The organism is Streptomyces sp. NPDC005728 (assembly GCF_040630895.1).
Classification (GTDB): domain Bacteria; phylum Actinomycetota; class Actinomycetes; order Streptomycetales; family Streptomycetaceae; genus Streptomyces.
In genome coordinates this window covers 20,573-38,261 of the sequence record NZ_JBEXYL010000053.1, presented here as the reverse complement: position 1 = coordinate 38,261, position 17,689 = coordinate 20,573, and the positions used below count along the sequence as shown (strand labels likewise).

Here is a 17,689-nt window from a genome sequence, read left to right as displayed (position 1 = left end):
CGGCGGAGCCGCACATCGATACAGCCCCGTGCCCCTGGGTTCTTGCGGCGCCGCCGCCCGCAAACGCACCGTGCATGGCCGGGCGGGCAGGCGTTCCCGCCCGCCCGGCCACCCTCACAGCGCCTTGAGTGCCCCCGCCGTAGCCCGGGCCAGCTTTTCCAGGTAGCCCTTCGGGAGCTTCGGGGAGCGGATCACCACCGAGCGCCAGTACAGGGGGCCGGAGATCAGGTCGAGGGCCAGGTCGGCGTCGAGCCCGGCGCGCACCTCACCCCGTTGCTCCGCCGCCGCCACGATCTTGCTGGCCACGCCCTCCTGACCGTCCCGCAGAGCCTTCTGCATGGCCTCGGCGATCTCGGGATTGCGGGCCGCCTCCGCCTGCAGGTCGGGAATGATCTGCGAGGCGACCGGATGCCGTAGCGCGCGCGACGTCACCTCGTACAACAGCCGCAGATCCCCCTCCAGGGAGCCGGTGTCCGGCACGGGCAGGCCCAGCACCGCCATCGCCGACACCACGTCCAGCACCAGATGCAGCTTGGAGCGCCAGCGGCGGTACACCGCCGTCTTGCCGACCCCCGCCCGGCGCGCGATGCCCTCGATGGACATCCGGGCGTAGCCGACCGCCGCGAGTTCCTCGAAGACGGCCGCGCGGATGGCCTCGGTCACGTCCTCACGGAGCACGGCGGCCCCGGCGGGGGCTCGTCGGCGCGGACGTGTCGAGGGCTCGTCGGCGTTGGTCGTCATGCGAACCAGCATAGGGCGTTACGACGAAACGGTTGCGTTCCGACGGTCGATGGTTCTACGCTCACGTTGCGACGATACGGTCCCGTCCCGACGTAAGAGAACGTGAAGAGAAGCGTAAGGAAACGCCGGACTACGGATGGGGACCACTCAGGCCCGGCGGCAGCCGGACGCACCCCCCTCCCCCGAGCGAAAGCAGCGGATGTGAGCCAGGTCCTCCACACACCGCCCCCGACCCAGGCCCCGGCCGACGACGACCTCGCGGCGCTGGCCGACCGGCACGGCCTGTCGGTCAGCGGCGCCCGCCCCTCCCTGCCGGAGTACGTCCGCCAGCTGTGGGCCCGCCGCCACTTCATCACCGCCTTCGCCACCGCCAAGCTCACCGCCCAGTACAGCCAGGCGAAGCTCGGCCAGGTCTGGCAGGTCATGACCCCGTTGCTGAACGCGGCGGTCTACTACTTCATCTTCGGCGTGCTGCTCGGCACCAAGCACAACGTCCCCGACTACGTACCGTTCCTGGTCACGGGCGTGTTCATCTGGACGTTCACGCAGAGCTCGATCATGGCGGGCACCCGCGCGATCTCCGGCAACCTCGGCCTGGTCCGCGCCCTGCACTTCCCGCGCGCCGCCCTGCCGATCTCCTTCGCGCTCCAGCAGCTCCAGCAGCTGCTGTTCTCGATGGCCGCACTGATCGTCATCCTGCTCTGCTTCGGGATCCCCGTCGCCGCCTCCTGGTTGCTCGCGATCCCCGCTCTCGTCCTGCAGTCCGTCTTCAACACCGGCGTGTCGATGGTCATGGCGCGGATGGGCGCCAAGACCCCGGACATCGCGCAGCTGATGCCGTTCGTGCTGCGCACGTGGATGTACGTGTCCGGCGTGATGTGGAGCATCGACAAGCTCACCAAGAAGGACCACCTGCCGCACATCGTCACGGTCATGCTGGAGATCAACCCGGCCGCGGTCTACATCGACCTGATGCGGTACGCGCTGATCGACAGCTTCCACGCCAAGTCGCTGCCCCCGCATGTGTGGGCGGCCGCGACCGGCTGGGCCGTGCTCGCCGGAATCGGCGGCTTCATCTACTTCTGGAAGGCTGAGGAGACGTACGGCCGTGGCTGACACCGTGAACGACATGATCCCCACCGTCGTCGCCGACCGCGTCGACATCGTCTACCGGGTCAACGGCACCGGCGCGGGCCGCGGCACCGCCACCGCCGCCCTCAACCGCATGCTGCGCCGCAAGCATGCCGAGAAGGCGGCCGGTGTGCGCAAGGTGCACGCGGTGAAGGAGGTGTCGTTCGTCGCCTACAAGGGCGAGGCGATCGGCCTGATCGGCACCAACGGCTCAGGCAAGTCGACCCTGCTCAAGGCGGTCGCCGGCCTGCTCCCGGTGGAGAACGGCCACATCTACACCGACGGCCAGCCCTCCCTGCTGGGCGTCAACGCGGCCCTGATGAACGACCTCACCGGCGAGCGCAACGTCTTCCTCGGCGGCCTCGCCATGGGCATGTCCCGGGAGCAGGTCAAGGAGCGCTACCAGGACATCGTCGACTTCTCCGGGATCAACGAGAAGGGCGACTTCATCACGCTGCCCATGCGGACGTACTCCTCCGGCATGGCCGCCCGCCTGCGCTTCTCCATCGCCGCCGCCAAGGACCACGACGTCCTGCTGATCGACGAGGCCCTGGCCACCGGAGACCGCTCCTTCCAGAAGCGCTCCGAGGAGCGGATCCGCGAGCTGCGCCGGCACGCGGGAACCGTCTTCCTGGTCAGCCACAACAACAAGTCGATCCGCGACACCTGCGAGCGGGTGCTGTGGCTGGAGCGCGGCGAGCTGCGCATGGACGGGCCGACCGAGGACGTCCTGAAGGAGTACGAGGCCTTCACCGGCGACAAGAGCGACAAGTCGGCGAAGAAGCCCGCACCCAAAAAGGCCGAGGTGCCGCAACCGGGGACGCCGAAAGCCCCTCTTCCTTCGTGAGCATTGCTCTTACTCAGGCGTGGTTATCCCTTTCATCCATCAAGTGACAGTATGTTAAGTAAGGTACCCCCTGAGACGACGAGCCGAAGGAGTACTCTGCGATGCCCCAACTCAGTGTCATCGTCTACGGGCCGAACGCCCAGGGGCATCTGACCGAACTGCTCGACTCGCTGGAGGCCCGCCCGCTCCCGGACGCCGAGGTGATCGTCGCCGCGGTCGGCGAGTGGGCGAGGGAGACCGCCGAGGGCCACGCCCCCGAGACGATCGTGGTGACCCTGCCCGACGGCACCGGTGACGCGGCGGCCCGGGCCGCGGGGGCCGCGCGGGCGTCCGGCCGCTGGCTGCACTTCGTGCACGCCAAGGACGGCCTGCCCGCCGGAACGCCCCGGCTGATCGCCGAGCGGGCCGCCGAACTGGACGGCTCCGACACCACCGGCACCCCCGTGGACGTACTCCTCCTCGACCACGTCACCACCACCTGGCAGACCGCCGCCGCCCCCTCCCGCGACGGCCGCCTCCTCGCCGGCGCCGGCCGCGCCGACCTCGCCCTGGACGACGCGGCCGACCTGCTGCGCCTCACCCCGCTGCTCGGCACCCGCGTCCTGCGCGCAGCGTTCTGGCACGCGCACGAGGAGCAGCTCACCACCGAGGACGAGCCGTACGCCGCGCGCGCGGCCCTGCTGCACGCCGGCCGCGTCGCCTGCCTGAACCAGGCGGCGTACGAGAACCGCGTGCTGCGCCCCGAGAGCCTGCCGCCCCTCGCCCCCGAGGACCGGTTCGCGCTCGTCGACCGTTACGAGTCGCTGCTCGCGCTCGCCGGGGACCGCCGTACCGCCCGCGCGGTCCTGTACGACCTGATGGTCCGCGACCTGGTGCGCACCTTCGCCGGCGAGAACCTGCCCGACGCCGTGGCCCGCGAGTTCTTTCGCCGGGCCTCCCAGGCCGCGGTCCGCTGGCGCCCCGAGGGCCACCGGCGCCCGGCCGGCCTCGAAGGCGTCCGGCACGCCCTGCTCGAAGAGGGCGCCTACACCAAGTACCGCGCCTTCCAGGCCGGCAACCGTGCCCGCCGCGCGGCCCGCAAGGCCGTACGGACCCGCAAGCGCCAGGTGGGCGCGAAGCTCCGCGACCAGCAGTACCACAGGGCGCTCGGCCGCCCGGTCGACCCGAACCTGGCCGTGTTCACCGCGTACTGGGACCGCGGGGTCGCCTGCAACCCCGCCGCGATCGCCGCCAAGCTCGCCGAACTCGCCCCGCACATCCACAGGGTGTGGGTGGTCGGCAAGGACAACGCGGCCCTCCTGCCGCCCGGCACGGACCACGTGGTCCCCGGCACCCGCCGATACTGGGAGACGCTGGCCACCGCCAAGTACCTGACGAACAACGTCAACTTCCCCAACGCGGTGGTCAAACGCCCCGACGCGATCCACCTCCAGACCCACCACGGCACCCCGCTCAAGCGCATGGGCCTGGACCAGATGGACCACCCGGCCGCCGCCAAGGGCCTGGACTTCGCCGCGCTGCTGGCCCGCATCGACAAGTGGGACTACAGCGTCAGCGCCAACAGCCACTCCACCCGCATGTGGGAGCGCGCCTACCCGGCTCGCTACACCTCGCTGGACTACGGCTATCCGCGCAACGACGTCTTCCACACCGCCACGGCGGCCGACGTCCGCGCGGCCCGCGAACGCCTGGGCATCGCCCCCGGCAGGACCGCCGTCCTCTACGCCCCCACCCACCGCGACTACGAGGCCGGTTTCACCCCCCGCCTCGATCTCGCCGCGCTGGCCGACCGCCTCGGCGAGGACACCGTCCTGCTGGTCCGCGCCCACTACTTCTACGGCGGCGGCTCCGCCTCCCCGCTGACCGGCCTGCGCCGCTCCGGCCGGATCATCGACGTCTCCTCCTACGACCCGGTCGAGGAGCTGTGTCTGGCCGCCGACGCGCTGGTCACGGACTACTCGTCGATCATGTTCGACTACGCCAACCTGGACCGCCCGGTCATCGTCTACGCCGACGACTGGGAGACGTACCGGACCACCCGGGGCGTCTACTTCGACCTGATGGCCGAGGCGCCGGGCCACGTCGCCCGCACCCAGGAGGAGCTGACGGAGATCCTCACCTCGGGCGCCTGGCGCGACGAGAGCGCGGCGAAGTCACGGGCCGCCTTCCGGCGCCGGTTCTGCGAGTTCGACGACGGGCGCGCCGCCGAGCGGGTCGTACGGCGGGTGTTCCTCGGCGAACCCGAGGAGGCCCTGCCGCCGGTGATCCCCGTCGACGAACGCACCCCCGCCCCGACCCCCGAGGAGGCCACGGCATGACGACCCCCGACGTCACGGTCACCGTCATCGTCTACAACGACGCGGCCCGTCTCCCGAGGGCGGTCGCCTCCCTGCGCGCCCAGACCCACGCCAACATCGAGATCGTCATCAGCGACGACCACTCGACCGACGACACTCCCGCGGTGGCTCGGCAGTTGGCCGCCCAGGACCACCGCATCCACTACCTGCGGCTGCCGGAGAACAGCGGCGGGTGCAGCGCGCCGCGCAACCGGGCCATCGAGATCGCCCGGGCGCCGTACCTGATGTTCCTCGACAGCGACGACGAACTCCCGCCGCGCGCGGTCGAGTTGCTGCTGGCCGCGCACCGCGAGCGGGAGGTGGACTTCGCGATGGGCGCGGTCCGCCGGGTCCGGGTGGACAACGGACGCCGCTCGACCTGGATGCCGCACCTGGTGGCCGAGCACCGCACGCTGGACGGCATCGAGGCCGACCCCCGGCTGCTGTTCGAGCACCTGTCGACCAGCAAGATGTACGCCCGCACGTTCCTGGACCGCCACCAACTCCGCTTCCCCGAGGGCATCCACTACGAGGACCAGCTGTTCTCGGCGCAGGCGTACTGCCTGGCGAAGGCGTTCACGATCATCCCCGATCCGGTGTACGTCTGGTACATCGAGCCGTTCGCGGCGGCCGCGTCGGCCTCCATCTCCAACCAGCGGCACAAGATCTCCAACGTCCGCGACCGGGTGCACGTGCAGCACCTGATCGACGACTTCCTGGTGGAGAGCGGGCATGCGGCGCTACGGGAGGACAAGGACTACAAGTTCCTCAAGCACGACTTCCGGATGTACGCGGGCGACCTGCCCTACCGGGACGAGGAGTGGCTGGAGTCCTTCGCCGAGATCATGAACCCGTACCTGGAGGCGCTCTCCCCGGGCGCGTACGCCCGCCTGCCGCGCTCCGAGCGGGTGGTCCTCCAGCTCCTGCGCGACGGCCGTCTGTCCGACGTCCGGCTGGCGGCGCGCGGCCTGGGCCACGGGGTGGCCCCGAGACACGTGACGTCCGACTCCTCCGGCGCCACCTACTGGGGCGACACCGTCCCTTCCTCCGACCCGGCCCGCCGCGAACTGGACGTCTCCGACCTGGAGTTGGACACCCGTCCCTTCCCCACCGCGCACTTCCGCCACGAGATCACGGAGCTGACGCAAGGCCCCGGAGCCTCTCTCACCCTCGCGATCCGCACCTACGACCCCGGCCTCCGCCTCCCCGTCGGCCCGCAGCGCGCCGCACTCCTGCTGGCACCCGGCCGGCGCCGTATGACGGTCCCGTTCCGCCTGGACCCGGTCCGCCCCGGCCTCTTCGAGGGCCGGGTCCGCCTGGACCTCGCCGCGGCCCGCATCCCGCTCCAGGGCTTCGACGGCGTCCGCCATCCTCTCCTGCGCCTGGAGCAGCAGGGCCTGGCCCACTCGGGCCTCCTGCTGGCCCCCCTGGACTTCCCGTCCATCACGGCCCCCGTCGCCTACCGCTCGGGCACGGCCCCCCACCAGGTCACCGTCGAACCGGAGGGCCGCACCCCCGGCCGTCTGCAGATCCGCTGGCAGCCGACCGGCGTGACGGCCCGGGTGATCCGCCCGGCGGCACAGAAGCTGGCCCGCCCGAAGGTCCGCAGGGCGATGCGACTGGTGTCGAGCCTGCTGAAGTAGAGAGGCCGGAACAAGACACGGGCCGAGAAAAGACAAAGGCAAGGAGATCTCCCACTCCTTGCCCTTCTCAACGTATAGCGCATGGGGGGCCTTGCGGCAAGGCCCGGGTCGTAGCGCAGAATCACCCGCCGAAGCCAGTACCTGCGGACATGGGGGATTCTTGATGATCGACGTGATCGTTGCCGGCGGCGGACCGACCGGCTTGATGCTGGCCGGCGAGTTGCGGCTGCACGGCGTGCACGTGGTCGTGCTGGAGAGGGAGTCGGAGCCGACCAGCGTGGTCCGCGCGCTCGGCCTGCACGCGCGCAGCATCGAAGTGATGGACCAGCGCGGTCTGCTGGACCGGTTCCACGCGCTCGGCCGGCAGTACCCGCTCGGCGGTTTCGGTTTCTTCGCCGGCATCAGCAAGCCGTCGCCGGTCCGGTTGGACTCCGCGCATGCGTACGTCCTCGGCATCCCGCAGCCCACGACCGATCGTCTGCTGACCGAGCGCGCCACCGAACTGGGCGCCGAGATCCGGCGCGGCTGCGAGCTGGTCGGGCTGAGCCAGGACGAGGACGGGGTGACCGCCGAGCTGGCCGACGGCACGCATCTGCGTGCGCGCTACCTCGTCGGCTGCGACGGCGGCCGGAGCACGGTGCGCAAGCTGCTCGGTGTCGGCTTCCCCGGTGAGCCCAGCAGGGTCGACACGCTGCTGGGCGAGGTCGAGCTGACCGCGTCGCCGGAGACGCTGACCGCCGTGATGGCCGAAGTCCGCAAGACCCAGCTGCGGTTCGGCGCCATGCCCCTCGGGGACGGGACGTACCGCGTCGTCGTGCCCGCCGAGGGGGTGGCTCAGGACCGCTCGGTCCCGCCGACCCTCGAAGAGGTCAGGCAGCAGCTGCAGGCGACCGCGGGCACCGACTTCGGCATCCACTCACCGCGCTGGTTGTCCCGCTTCGGCGATGGCACCCGGCAGGCCGAGCGCTATCGCGTCGGCCGGGTGCTGCTGGCCGGCGACGCCGCGCACATCCACCCGCCGACCGGCGGGCAGGGGCTCAACCTCGGCATCCAGGACGCGTTCAACCTCGGCTGGAAACTGGCTGCCGAGGTCGGCGGCCGGGCGCCGCAGGGGCTGCTGGACAGCTACCACACCGAACGGCACCCGGTGGCCGCCGACGTGCTGGAGAACACCCGCGCCCAGATGGAACTGATGTCCCTCGAACCGGGTGCCCGGGCAGTGCGCCGACTGGTGTCGGAGCTGATGGACTTCGAGGAGGTGAACCGGCACCTGCTGGAGAAGATCATCGCGATCGGGATCCGCTACGACTTCGGCGAGGGGCATGAACTCCTCGGCCGGCGGCTCCGGGACGTACAGCTGAAGCAGGGCCGCCTCTACGAGCTGATGCACGCCGGCCGCGGGCTGCTGCTCGACCAGGCCGGCCGGCTCTCGGTGGCGGGCTGGGCAGACCGGGTCGACCACGTCGTCGACGTCAGCGAGGAACTGGACGCGCCCGCGGTGCTGCTGCGGCCGGACGGTCACGTGGCGTGGGTCGGTGACGACCAGCAGGATCTGCTCAGCCGGCTCCCCCAGTGGTTCGGCGCTGCCACCGGCTGAGCACCTGTCAGGGCAGGACCTCGTACAGGACCTGCCCGTCCGGCCCCGTCGCCACCTGGCGCAGCCACGGCTGCGCGGACGACCTGCCGGCCACGACCCACCGCACCCCGTACTCCCGCAACACGGCCCGCCGGCCCTCGGCCGGCGTGCCCGCCGCGAAATACCGTCGCACCGCCGCATCCCGCCCCGCCTCGTCCGGCAGGAACACATCGGGATAGCCGGGAGCCACGGTGTACGGCCCGTACGCGGGAATCTGCCGGGCCGCGAGCGTCCGCGCCATGACCACATCCCCGTACTTCACCCAGGGCGTGATCCACTGGTAGCCCACCCACGGCGGCCGGTACTTCGCCGCGACCGCACTCGGCAGCGCGTCCCGCCCGACCACGTACCCGAGCGTCCCCACCTGCGCCCACGCCCCCACGGCCAGCGCGGCGCCGAGCACACACGCCCACCCCGCCCGCACCGCCCGCCGCCCCGCCGACACGAGCTCCAGCGCGGCGGCGAGCTGCGCCGGGATCAGCACGGCGGGCAGGGCCCGGCCCCACGAGTAGTGCCCGGTCAATCCACCCGCGACGAACACCAGCGCACCGAGGAGGAAGAAGAGGACCAGAGGGTCCCAGCGGTCCCGCCGCCACCGCAGGCCCAGAGCGACGACTCCCAGCAGGACCAGCCCGAACCGCCCGGCCAGGTGGTCGTACAGCGGCCGGTGGATCGCTTCGAGATCCACGCCCGCGGAGAAGAGCGCGAAGAAGTCGTAGTACGGCCAGAGCCACAGCAGCACCACGCCCAGGGCGAGCGCGGCGCCGAGCCGGACCAGCACCGCACGGCCGGGCCGTGCGGCGATCACCATGGCCAGCGCGCCAAGAGACGCCACCACCCCCGTGAACTGGTGGCACAGCAGGATCAGCCCCCACAGCAGCCCCAGCCCCAGCCACGCCCCCCATCCGGTCTCGGCACGCAGCGCCCGGGTGAGCCAGGCCCAGAAGTGGAAGGAGAGGCCGAGGGCCAGCACGCTGGGGTACGCGACCGTCAGCGCGAGCGAGTTGAGGCCGAGGAAGCCGCTCCAGTTGAACAGCAGCGGACCCCACAGGAAGACGAGGCACAGCATCGCCAGTGCCGGCGCGGCGCGATGGGCGCTGAGCGTGCGGACGTACCGCCACACGCCGGTGACCAGCAGCCCGAGGCTGACCAGCGCACCGATCCGCAGCACGTCGAACACCGACAGGCTGGTGATCCTGGCGAGGCAGCCCAGCAGCAGCATCCACGGCGAGTAGTACGGGCTCGGCGTATCGGCGTCGACCAGCGGGTTGCCGGGGTCCAGCAGGCTGTGCCGCAGCCGTTGCACGGTCGCCGCGTGCATCCCGAGATCGCCCGCCCACGGCAGACGGACGATCACCAGCAGCAGCAGGGCCAGGACCAGCACGGCGGCGGCCTGCGGCAGCGACCGTCCCGCGGCGGCGGCCTGGGGCAGCGACCGTCCCGCGGCGGCGGTGCTAGGCGGGGGCGAGGCGCGCATCCTGCGGCGCCGGCACGGGTGTTGCCGGGCGGGTCTCGGTGAGGATCACTGTCACAGCCCCGACCCTATCCGAAACGCACCGATAAGCAGGAAACGGTAAATTCGCCGCAGGGTTTTCCCTAAATGCGGGCAAGCCGTCGGCAAGTCGCGCGCAAGAAAGAGGGCGCCCCGGGCCGCGACCGGCCCGGGGCGCCCTCATCGCCGTACGGCTACGAGTGCGAGCGCAGCAGCGTCCGCATCGTGCGCATCGCCACCGACAGGTTGGCGAGGTCGAAGGCGTCCGAACCGCGGATCTCCTCCAGTGTGGTGCGCGCCCGGCTCAGGATCGCCGCGTTCGTCTGCTCCCAGGCACCGAAGCGCTGCTCGGGAGTCGACGTGCCGTTGCCGGCCGCCAGGACGTCCGCCGTGAGAGCCGAGTGGGCCGCGTACAGGTCCTCCCGGATGGAGGCGCGGGCCATCGACTGCCAGCGGTCGGCGCGGGGCAGCTCGATGATGCGGTCCATGAGCTGGGCGATGCCGAGGCGGTCGGCGAGGTCGTAGTAGACCTCGGCGACGTCCAGCGACTCCTTGCTCATGCGGTCGGCCACCGAGACGATGTCCAGCGCCGGGAAGGCGGAGGAGAACCCGGCCACGCGGGTGGCCAGCTCGTCCGGGACGCCGACCTCGGACAGCTCGTCGTACACGTGCTGGTACCACTCCAGGTCCGCGCCGCGCAGCAGCTTGGGCAGCTCCTGCCAGACCTGCTCGACCCGCTCGCCGAAGAACTCGACGGTCTCCGCGAGCTGCAGCGGCTGGGGCCGGTTGTTCAGCAGCCAGCGCGTACCGCGCTCGACCAGGCGGCGCGAGTGCAGCCGGATCCGGGTCTGGACGGCCGCGTCGACCTTGTTGTCCAGCTCCTCGACCGCGTCCCACACCGGCGCCGAGCGGAAGATCACGCGGGCCGCGGTCTGGGCGCGGACGATCTCCTCCAGCGAGGCGCCGGTCTCCTCGCGCAGCCGGTGCAGGTACGTCGTACCGCCCGTGTTGACCGTGTCGTTGACCAGCACCGTCGTGGTGATCTCGCGGCGCAGCGGGTGACCGTCGACCGCGTCCGCGAACCGCTCGCGCAGCGCCGTCGGGAAGTAGGCGTGCAGCAGGCTGCGCAGGTACGGGTCGTCCGGCAGCGTGGTGTGCAGCAGCTCCTCGGCGACCGTGATCTTCGTGTAGGCCAGCAGCACGGCCGTCTCCGGGCCGGTCAGGCCCTGGGCCTGGCCCAGGCGCTCACGGATCTGACGGTCCGTGGGAAGGAACTCCAGCGCCCGGTCCAGGTGGCCCTCGCGGACCATGTGGCGGATGAACCGCTGCTGCGCGTGCAGCATGTCCTTGGACTGGGCCAGCGCGTTGGCGAGCGCCACGTTCTGCGCGTAGTTGTTGCGCAGCACCAGCGACCCGACCTCGTCGGTCATCTCGGCGAGCAGCTTGTTGCGCTGCTTGACGGTCATGTCGCCGTCCGCGACCAGGCCGTTGAGCAGGATCTTGATGTTCACCTCGTGGTCGGAGGTGTCCACGCCCGCGCTGTTGTCGATCGCGTCGGTGTTGATCCGGCCGCCGTGCAGCGCGAACTCGATGCGGCCGAGCTGGGTCAGGCCCAGGTTGCCGCCCTCGCCGACGACCTTGACGCGCAGGTCGCGGCCGTCGACGCGGATGGAGTCGTTGGCCTTGTCGCCGACGTCGGCGTTGGACTCGGCGGACGACTTCACGTAGGTGCCGATGCCGCCGTTCCACAGCAGGTCCACCGGCGCGTGGAGGATCGTCTTCATCAGGTCGGCCGGGGTCATCTTGGAGATCTTCTCCTCGATGCCCAGCGCCTCCCGGATGTGCGCGTTGAGCGGGATCGCCTTGGCGGTCCGCGGGAAGATCCCGCCGCCTGCCGACAGCAGCTCGGTGTTGTACTCCTCCCAGCTGGAGCGGGGCAGCTCGAACAGGCGGCGGCGCTCGGCGTAGGAGGTGGCCGCGTCCGGGTTCGGGTCGATGAAGATGTGCCGGTGGTCGAAGGCGGCGACCAGGCGGATGTGCTCGCTCAGCAGCATGCCGTTGCCGAACACGTCACCGGACATGTCACCGATGCCGACGACCGTGAAGTCCTCGGTCTGCGTGTCCACGCCCAGCTCGCGGAAGTGCCGCTTCACGGACTCCCAGGCGCCGCGCGCGGTGATGCCCATGCCCTTGTGGTCGTAACCGGCCGAGCCGCCGGAGGCGAAGGCGTCGCCCAGCCAGAAGTTGTACTTCTCGGCGACCCCGTTGGCGATGTCCGAGAACGTCGCCGTGCCCTTGTCCGCCGCGACCACCAGGTAGGTGTCGTCGCCGTCGTGCCGCACCACGTCCTGCGGCGGCACGACCTCGCCGGCCACCATGTTGTCGGTGATGTCGAGCAGCGCCGAGATGAACGTCTTGTAGCTGGCGATGCCCTCGGCCAGCCATGCGTCCCGGTCGACGGCCGGGTCCGGCAGCTGCTTGGCGACGAAGCCGCCCTTGGCGCCGACCGGCACGATGACGGTGTTCTTCACCATCTGCGCCTTGACCAGGCCGAGGATCTCGGTACGGAAGTCCTCACGGCGGTCCGACCAGCGCAGACCGCCTCGGGCAACCTTGCCGAAGCGCAGGTGCACGCCCTCGACACGCGGCGAGTACACCCAGATCTCGTACGCCGGGCGCGGCGCGGGCAGGTCCGGGATGGCCTGCGGGTCGAACTTCATGGACACGTACTCGTGCGGCTGGCCGCCGAGCGCCTCCTGGAAGAAGTTCGTGCGCAGGGTCGCCTTGATGACGGTCAGGAAGGAGCGCAGGATGCGGTCCTCGTCCAGGCTCGCCACCTGGTCCAGGGCCGCGTCCAGCTCCTCCTGCAGGGCGTCGGTGATCTCGAGACCGGCCTTCTGCCGGTCCGGGGACATCCGCGCCTCGAACAGGGAGACGAGGAGCCGGGTGGTGTGGACGTTGTTGCGGAGGGTGTCCTCCATGTAGTCCTGGCTGAAGGTGGAGCCGGCCTGCCGCAGGTACTTGGCGTACGTACGCAGCACCATCGCCTGCCGCCAGGTCAGTCCGGCGCTCAGCACGAGGGAGTTGAAGCCGTCGTTCTCCGCCTGGCCGGTCCAGGTCGCGTAGAACGCCTCCTGGAACCGCTCACGGCCGTCCTCGCCGAGGTAGTCGCCGTTGCCGCCGCCCAGCGCCTTGGGCATGCGCAGGCCGAAGTCGTAGATCCAGGCGATGGTGCGGTCCGCGCAGCGCAGCTCGTACGGCCGCTCGTCCACGACCTCGACACCGAGCCGGTTGAGGACCGGGAGCACGGAGGACAGGGAGACCGCGTCGCCCTTGCGGTAGATCTTGAAGCGGCGCTCGCCGGGGGCGGCGCCCACCGGCTCGTACAGGCTCAGCGAGAAGTCGTTGCCCTTCTCGCAGCTCAGCCGCTCCAGGTGGACCAGGTCGGCGACCGCCGCGCGCGGCGTGTGGTCGGCCTTGTAGCCCTCGGGGAAGGAGTTGCCGTTGTAGTAGCGGCGCAGCAGTTCGGCGGCGCGCTCCTCGCCGCACTCGGCGTTCAGCGCCTCGGCGAACCCGTCCGCCCAGGAGCGGGCGGCCTCGACCAGGCGGGCCTCGATGCGGTCCTTGTCGGCGTCCGACAGCTCGGGCAGCTCGGTGCCCGGCGGGACGCGGACGACGAAGTGCAGCCGGGACAGGATCGACTCCGTGTTCCAGGCGGTGAAGTCGACGCTGATGCCGCCGAGCTCCTCCTTCAGGATGTCGATGATCCGCAGCCGGACGCCGGTGGTGTAGCGGTCGCGCGGGAGGTAGACGAGGGCCGAGTAGTAGCGGCCGTACTCGTCCTGGCGCAGGTAGAGCCGGAGCCGGCGGCGTTCCTGCAGGTAGAGGACGCTCGTCACGATGGACTGCAGCTCGGCGGGCGGGGTCTGGAACAGCTCGTCGCGCGGGTAGGTCTCCAGGATCTGGAGCAGGTCGCGGCCGTCGTGGCTGTTGGGCGAGAACCCGGCGCGCTCCAGGACCTCGTCGACCTTGCGGCGGATGACCGGGACCCGGCGGACGGACTCGGTGTAGGCGGCGGACGAGAACAGGCCGAGGAAGCGGCGCTCGCCGACGACGTTGCCGTCCGCATCGAACTTCTTGACGCCGATGTAGTCCAGGTACGACGGCCGGTGCACGGTGGCCCGGCTGTTGGCCTTGGTCAGCACGAGCAGCTTGTGCTCGCGGGCCTTGGCGCGGGCGTCGGCCGGCAGCCGCTCGAAGGAGGGGCTGACCGGGTGCTGGTCGTCCTCGGAGTGGTGCGGGTCGGCGCGCAGTATGCCGAGGCCGGTGCCGGGGACGGCGGCCAGCGTGTCGTCGTCGCGCAGCTGGTACTCGCGGAAGCCGAGGAAGGTGAAGTGGTCGGCGGACAGCCAGCGCAGCAGCTCGCGTGCCTCCTCGACCTCGGGCGTGGGAAGGTCGCCCGGCCGGGGCTCGCTCTCCAGGCCGTCGGCGATCCGGACCGCCGCGTCCCGCATCTTCTCCCAGTCCTCGACGGCCTCGCGGACGTCGGACAGGACGCGCAGCAGGTCGGCGGTGATCTGCTTCAGATCGGCGCGATCGGTCTCGCGGTCGGTCTCGACGTGGATCCAGGACTCGATGTGCGCGTCGTGCGGGAGGTCGCCGCTGGGCGCGGTGGGCAGGACCTCGATGAGCCTGCCGGTGAGGTCGCGCCGGACGACGATCTGCGGGTGGATGACGACGTGGATGCCGCGTCCCTGCCGGGTCAGCTCATTGGTGACCGAGTCGACGAGGAAGGGCATGTCGTCGGTGACGACCTCCACGACGGTGTGGCTGCAGGTCCACCCGTTCTCCTCCACGGTCGGGGTGTGCACCCGGACGTTCGCGGTGCCCTGGGGGCGGGTCTCGGCGAGCCGGTAGTGCGAGACCGCGGCGCCGAAGACGTCGACCGGGTCGCGGTCGGAGAGGTCTTCCGGGGCGGTGTGCAGGTAGTAGCGCTGGAGGAACGCGAGCACGGATTCGGTGTCGGGAGCGCCGGCCGTGCCCTCGCCCGTCGTCCCGGTCGGTAGGTGCCCCCCGACCGGGCTGTTCTCAGCTACCCGGGCGGCCCGTTCGAGCAGCTCGGCCTTGGCTTCGTCCAGCTTGGTCTGCATTGTCCTCTGGCTCCTGTCGCGCGCCGTTGCGTGACGTAGAAGGAAAAACGGTCTCTTCCCCTCCGGCTCGACGCCACGGCCCGGGGTGTCCGGTCCGGTCCGACGCTATGCCGCGAGGTGAGATGAGCGGGGGGTATTCGGCCATTCTTGGCACGCCCGTCAGTTGTGACGCTGCTCTCGGCACCGTCGCTTCCCGGGCCGTCCTCGGCGTCCTGGGGGCTTCTGTGCCCCCGTCCCGCCCGCGAAGACCAGCGACCGCCGCCCGGTCACGGAGGTGTTCCGTGCAACCCGGGCGCAGGGCAGGAGCAGAAGTGCCCCCGCGAGATATCGCGCTGATCACGCCACAAGGCTATCGCTCCCTACCCGGGGCCCGTCATGAGCCGTATGTGTACAAAACCAGGGGGTGAAGTTTGACGTTCTGCACAGCGGCAACGCGGGGGCAGGTGACGTATCCAGCCACACACCCGCGTGGATCCGGTCATGTACCGGTGAGGATGCGGCGGAATGCCGGGGTCCGAACACGGTCGGGGGTCCGGTCGGGTGTCCGCGGCCCATCGGGTCGCGCGCGGACGGCCCGGGCCGCACCCTGAAAGCGACGGGCCCTCTTGGCAGGCGCGCCCCTGGAAGGCACGTTGGCCCACAACAGTGCCCGTCCCCCGTGGAGGGGACCGTGCCGCCCGGGAGGAACCGACATGCCCGCGAAGATCCTCATCATCACCGGCGACGCAGCGGAGTCCCTGGAAGTCCTCTATCCCTACCAGCGCCTGCGCGAGGAAGGCTACGAGGTCGACGTCGCGGCCCCCACCCGCAAGACGCTCCGCTTCGTCGTCCACGACTTCGAGCCCGGTTACGACACCTACACCGAGAAGCCCGGCTACACCTTCCCCGCCGACCTCGCCTTCTCCGAGGTCGACCCGGGTCAGTACGCGGCCATCGTCATCCCCGGCGGCCGGGCCCCCGAATATCTGCGCAACGATCCCGAGCTACGCAAGATCCTCAAGGCCTTCTTCGACGCCGACAAGCCCGTCGCCCAGATCTGCCACGGCCCCCTGCTCACCGCCGCGATCGACGGCCTCCGCGGCCGCCGGGTGACGGCGTACCCGGCCCTGGAACTGGACATGCAGACCGCGGGAGCGCACTTCGAGGACGCCGAGGCGGTGGTGGACGGCACCCTGGTCTCGGCCCGCGCCTGGCCGGACCATCCGGCGTGGATGCGGGAGTTCCTCAAGGTGCTGCGAGCCAAGTCGACCGGCGACGTGGCCATGTGAGCCAACCGGCGCAGCTGCGGGCTGTCGTGCCGCTGGAACGGCACGGGCCGCTCCGCTCACGCCGCCAGCCGCTGCGCCTCCGCCACCGCCTCGGCCAACGTGTCCACCACCGGCACCCCGACCTCCTCCAGGCTGGCCCGGCTGTGCGAACCCCCCGTGTACAGCACGGCCCGCGCCCCCACGTGCCGTGCAGCCACCGCGTCGTCCGCGGCATCACCGATCACGACGGTCCGCGCGGCCTCCACCGCCCCGGACAGCGCCTCCAGATGCCGCACCATGTGTTCGGCCTTGCTGCCGCCGGACGGCCCCGTACGCCCGTCGACACGTATGAAGTGCGCCTCGATCCCGAAGCCGCGCACCAGCGGCACCAGCTCCTCGTGCCCGTACATGCTCAGCAGCGACTGGCTGTGCCCCGCCGACCGCCACCCCGCGAGCAGTTCGACCGCGCCCTCGGTGAGCCCGCACAGGGCCCTCTGCTCCGCGTAGTACCGGTGGAAGACCACGTCCATCAGCTCCCACTCGGCGTCCGTGGGCAGCCGGCCGAGCAGCCGCTCGTAGAACTTCGGCACCGGCACGCAGTACAGCGCCCGGTACTGCTCCAGCATGATCGGCGCCAGCCCCAGCTCGGCGAAGGCCGCGTTCGTCGCCCCGATGATCGCGGCATTGTCGTGGAACAGCGTCCCGTTCCAGTCCCAGACAATGTGCGCGCTTCCGTGCATCCCCATGCCGAAAACCGTACCCGCCCCCACTGACATTCGCGGCCGGCAGCCGCCCCGAGGCCCGGTCAGGCCAGGTCGGGGGTCGGGTCAGGTCTGGGGTCGGGTCAGGTCAGGGGTCGGGTCAGGTCAGGACCGCTCAGGCCCGGTCCACCAGATTCGGGATCTCCTGCGTGGCGAACCACAGCAGTTCATGATCGTCGGCCTCGTCCACGACGAACTGCGCGTCGTCGTCACCGCCGTCGGCCGCCTCCAGCGCCTGGGCCGCCGCGGCCACGTCCTTTTCCGCCTCGTCGGCGTCGACGTGCACCGCCGCCGCCTTCGCGAGCGCCACCGTACGGGCCACCGTCACCTCGCCGAGCGCGGCCGGGTCGAGCCCACGGTCCGGGTCCGCCATGGCGGCGCCGTCGGGCACGTCGACGGCGACCACGACCCGGCGCCGTACCGCACCCGCATCGGCCGCCAGCAGCCGCAGCGAGGCCAGCGCGGCCCTGCTGAGCGCCGCGTACTCCAGCTCCTCGATGTCGTCGGAGAGGTACCACTCACGCAGAGCGGGCGTGACGGCGTACGCGACGAAGGGGCCGGTCCCCAGCTCGCCCGTCCTGTGCGCCTCGGCGAGACCGGGGAGGGTCAGGGGGACGTAGACGCGCATGGCTGGCCGCTCTTTCCTGGTCACCGACGGGCCTTCAGGATACGTGCGGCCGTCCCCTTTCGAGCCCCCACCCGCAC

11 protein-coding genes are annotated in these 17,689 nt (G+C 71.0%); 6 read left to right on the top strand and 5 right to left on the bottom strand.

Going from position 1 to position 17,689, the window contains the following annotated elements; genetic code table 11:
- Positions 1-114: 114 nt before the first annotated feature.
- Positions 115-741, bottom strand: a complete 627-nt coding sequence (locus ABZ471_RS29770) for a TetR/AcrR family transcriptional regulator (protein ID WP_359070654.1) — start codon at positions 739-741, stop codon at positions 115-117.
- Between the two features lie 201 nt (positions 742-942).
- Between ABZ471_RS29770 and ABZ471_RS29765 the strand changes: the two genes are divergently transcribed.
- The 5 genes from ABZ471_RS29765 (at position 943) to rox (ending at position 8,295) form a co-directional block, all read left to right on the top strand.
- On the top strand, positions 943-1,857 hold the full coding sequence (locus ABZ471_RS29765) for an ABC transporter permease (RefSeq protein ID WP_359070653.1): 915 nt from the start codon (positions 943-945) through the stop codon (positions 1,855-1,857).
- The gene (locus tag ABZ471_RS29760; RefSeq protein ID WP_359070651.1) at positions 1,850-2,719 is read left to right on the top strand and encodes an ABC transporter ATP-binding protein; all 870 of its coding nucleotides are present in this window, start codon (positions 1,850-1,852) and stop codon (positions 2,717-2,719) included. Before ABZ471_RS29765 ends, ABZ471_RS29760 begins: the two co-directional genes overlap by 8 nt.
- A 101-nt stretch (positions 2,720-2,820) precedes the next feature.
- The gene (locus tag ABZ471_RS29755) at positions 2,821-5,037 is read left to right on the top strand and encodes a CDP-glycerol glycerophosphotransferase family protein (RefSeq protein ID WP_359070650.1); all 2,217 of its coding nucleotides are present in this window, start codon (positions 2,821-2,823) and stop codon (positions 5,035-5,037) included.
- A complete protein-coding gene (locus ABZ471_RS29750; protein ID WP_359070649.1) occupies positions 5,034-6,698 on the top strand; it encodes a glycosyltransferase family 2 protein in 1,665 nt (554 codons plus the stop codon). The genes ABZ471_RS29755 and ABZ471_RS29750 overlap by 4 nt, the downstream gene beginning before the upstream one ends.
- Before the next feature lie 163 nt (positions 6,699-6,861).
- Positions 6,862-8,295, top strand: a complete 1,434-nt coding sequence (gene rox, locus ABZ471_RS29745) for a rifampin monooxygenase (protein ID WP_359070648.1) — start codon at positions 6,862-6,864, stop codon at positions 8,293-8,295.
- Between the two features lie 7 nt (positions 8,296-8,302).
- Here rox and ABZ471_RS29740 read toward each other — a convergent pair whose 3' ends face one another.
- Together ABZ471_RS29740 and ABZ471_RS29735 are read right to left on the bottom strand one after the other, a co-directional pair.
- On the bottom strand, positions 8,303-9,811 hold the full coding sequence (locus tag ABZ471_RS29740) for a hypothetical protein (RefSeq protein ID WP_359070646.1): 1,509 nt from the start codon (positions 9,809-9,811) through the stop codon (positions 8,303-8,305).
- A 209-nt stretch (positions 9,812-10,020) separates the two neighbouring features.
- Positions 10,021-14,976: an NAD-glutamate dehydrogenase gene (locus tag ABZ471_RS29735; protein WP_359070645.1), complete on the bottom strand. Its 4,956-nt coding sequence runs from the start codon at positions 14,974-14,976 to the stop codon at positions 10,021-10,023.
- 692 nt (positions 14,977-15,668) lie between these two features.
- On the opposite strand from ABZ471_RS29735, the gene ABZ471_RS29730 reads away from it, so the two are divergent.
- Entirely contained in the window at positions 15,669-16,244 is a 576-nt protein-coding gene (locus tag ABZ471_RS29730; RefSeq protein WP_359070643.1) for a DJ-1/PfpI family protein, read from the top strand.
- A gap of 56 nt (positions 16,245-16,300) precedes the next feature.
- Here ABZ471_RS29730 and ABZ471_RS29725 read toward each other — a convergent pair whose 3' ends face one another.
- On the bottom strand, positions 16,301-16,969 hold the full coding sequence (locus ABZ471_RS29725) for an HAD family hydrolase (RefSeq protein WP_359070641.1): 669 nt from the start codon (positions 16,967-16,969) through the stop codon (positions 16,301-16,303).
- 130 nt (positions 16,970-17,099) lie between these two features.
- On the bottom strand, positions 17,100-17,612 hold the full coding sequence (locus tag ABZ471_RS29720) for a hypothetical protein (protein ID WP_359070639.1): 513 nt from the start codon (positions 17,610-17,612) through the stop codon (positions 17,100-17,102).
- Positions 17,613-17,689 lie beyond the last annotated feature (77 nt).